This is a genomic window from Aneurinibacillus aneurinilyticus ATCC 12856 (assembly GCF_000466385.1).
GTDB lineage: Bacteria > Bacillota > Bacilli > Aneurinibacillales > Aneurinibacillaceae > Aneurinibacillus > Aneurinibacillus aneurinilyticus.
Genome location: NZ_KE952657.1, coordinates 1 through 2229, shown reverse-complemented (window position 1 = coordinate 2229; position 2229 = coordinate 1). Strand labels below are relative to the sequence as shown.

At 38.9% G+C, this 2229-nt stretch carries 1 protein-coding gene and 4 tRNA genes; 4 read left to right on the top strand and 1 reads right to left on the bottom strand.

The window, feature by feature from the left end:
* The first annotated feature begins 124 nt into the window (after positions 1 to 124).
* From HMPREF0083_RS00685 to HMPREF0083_RS00670, 4 genes are all read left to right on the top strand, one after another.
* Positions 125 to 201 (top strand) — tRNA-Pro (locus tag HMPREF0083_RS00685).
* A gap of 12 nt (positions 202 to 213) precedes the next feature.
* A tRNA-Cys gene (locus HMPREF0083_RS00680) sits at positions 214 to 288 on the top strand.
* Positions 289 to 358: 70 nt separating this feature from the next.
* Positions 359 to 445 (top strand) — tRNA-Leu (locus tag HMPREF0083_RS00675).
* An 82-nt stretch (positions 446 to 527) separates the two neighbouring features.
* Positions 528 to 601 (top strand) — tRNA-Val (locus tag HMPREF0083_RS00670).
* A gap of 635 nt (positions 602 to 1236) precedes the next feature.
* On the opposite strand, the gene HMPREF0083_RS00665 is transcribed toward HMPREF0083_RS00670, so the two are convergent.
* Positions 1237 to 1554 carry a magnetosome magnetite crystal formation protein family gene (locus HMPREF0083_RS00665; RefSeq protein ID WP_021618969.1) on the bottom strand — a complete coding sequence of 106 codons (318 nt, stop codon included), beginning with the start codon at positions 1552 to 1554 and terminating at the stop codon, positions 1237 to 1239.
* Positions 1555 to 2229: the final 675 nt, after the last annotated feature.

Sequence of the window (2229 nt, the reverse complement as noted above, 5' to 3'; positions counted from 1 at the left end):
AAGGTCGCAGGTTCAAGTCCTGCCCCCGCAACCAATTTTATTTATCAGCGTTGCGTCAAAAAACTTTTTTACATAAAATCATGGAAAGCATTTGCTTTGCATATATTGATGTATGAGTGTATATCGGGACGTGGCGCAGCTCGGTAGCGCGCACCCTTGGGGTGGGTGAGGTCGCAGGTTCAAATCCTGTCGTTCCGACCAGTTTTTTTATAAGGGAGTATAGCCAAGTGGTAAGGCACAGGTCTGCAAAACCTTTATTCCCCGGTTCGAATCCGGGTACTCCCTCCATAAAGCTATTTAAAAACCTTGCAAAGGTTATATAAATGTGATAAATTTAAATAGTTGACGCTATAAAAATGCGGTCGTGGTGGAATTGGCAGACACGCTATCTTGAGGGGGTAGTGGTCGTACGACCGTGCGAGTTCGAGTCTCGCCGACCGCACCATCTTTATTATCTTGACAATGCCGAAAAAGCTTCATGGCTCAGATGAGATTAGTGACACTTGAAGAGTGCGGCATACATAAATGGACTCATAGCTCAGTTGGTTAGAGCGCTACGTTGACATCGTAGAGGTCGTTGGTTCGAATCCAATTGAGTCCATCACTAAAAGCCTAGTATTATCAAGCATCATACAAAGGGGTTGTCCGATTTGGACAGCCCCTTTGTATGATTGGTTACAAGGTTATTTCCTGCAAGCCCGTGCAATTATTAAAAAGAATTAATATGTCTTCATCGTAGCGAAAATAAAGCCATTCGTTTAGTCATTTTAAAGTACAGTACATTCGGTATACTATTGGACGATAATGCTAAGACTATAAAGAATAGAGAAAGTTCTTTAATGATTTAGCCCTCGCTAAAAAATCTTTTTATCAATAATTGTCACTAACAGAGTTTGAATTTATAACAAGAGCGAACATAGACACCAATTTTTGTGTAGCTTTCTTTTACAAGTCCGAGTTGTTCAAAAATAATTTTAGTAATATATCTTGGCAAGGGTGTTGGTTATCCAGTACGATCCAGAGGGAATCGTCACCACACTGTGCACTAAACGGTCGTTGGTTCGTCTCTCGTCCCATAATACCCAGACGTTTTGCCGGTCCAACCTTGGCGCCACAAAAAGCGACCGTATCCCTTCCTTGCGGGAAAAAGACGAGGGAACACGCCTACACGTGCACCTTCTTTCTTTCATCTTATGAATAATCAACAGGTGTGATATCTTGGTTTTCTTTGCAAAATTAAATTTCTCTTAAAATTTTTACACCTCTTACAATATTCCAAATAAAATAGTAAATCGTAATAATAGCAACAACAACATAGGTTGCTATTGCACCAAATCCGACTATCGTTCCAGCTCCTGTACTAATACCGATTGCTCCAGATGCTGCAATTCCAATAATTAAAGCTACATAAGGAATAAGATGTGTCCATAATGCTTTTTTTGCATGGTATTGAACCTCTTTATCCCCTATCAAATATACAACAATTGGTAATAAAAATGGTGCAAAAAAGATACTAAAGTAACATAACGAAGATAAAATATTATTTCCTTTCATGTGCCTCACCTCTAAAAATTTTTTATCATTTCCTGTACTCTTTATTAGTACATCTAACTAAATTTACCTATATAAATGACACCTGATATTTTGACAAGGCAGGGCGGTTGGCAGAAGGAGATTAGGAAAAAAGAAGAGATAGGCTACGTCCTGCGCTCCGGCAGAAGAAAGGCCAGCGTGTCTTTTTCTTACCTTCCACCACAAAAATGTGTCGATTTATCAAATCAGATGTATATAAACAAGGGGTAGTAACAACTTGGTTAAATAATTAATTTTGATTTTTTCATTAGGTTTGATTAACTATCCTATTATTAGTTTACATTGGATATAGCATTAGAAACATCGAAACACCTTACGGGTAACTTACATTTTTGTAAGCAAGATTAAAGGTTCAGTCATACTAACGAGAAAGAAACAGCATCTCAGATAGAATCGTGCAGCCTTTCGGTTCACGACAATGTGTTAGGTGGGAAGTTTACTGCCTGGGCATCGAATTAGGTATGGGTGGCAGAGGTTGCGCGCATTCTGGCTCAAGAAGGCTGGCTATATCTGATGGACATTGCGGAGCTATTCGTTTGCACAGCTCTCCCTATTAATTACCTTTAGAGCTTACTTTTGGTATAATTAATTTTGCATTATATTATCAAGGGTGTTGATTATCCAGTATAATCCAAA

Bases quoted from the DNA above. Each gene is read 5' to 3' on its own strand.
- HMPREF0083_RS00665 (WP_021618969.1), bottom strand. From the start codon at position 1,554: ATGAAAGGAAATAATATTTTATCTTCGTTATGTTACTTTAGTATCTTT.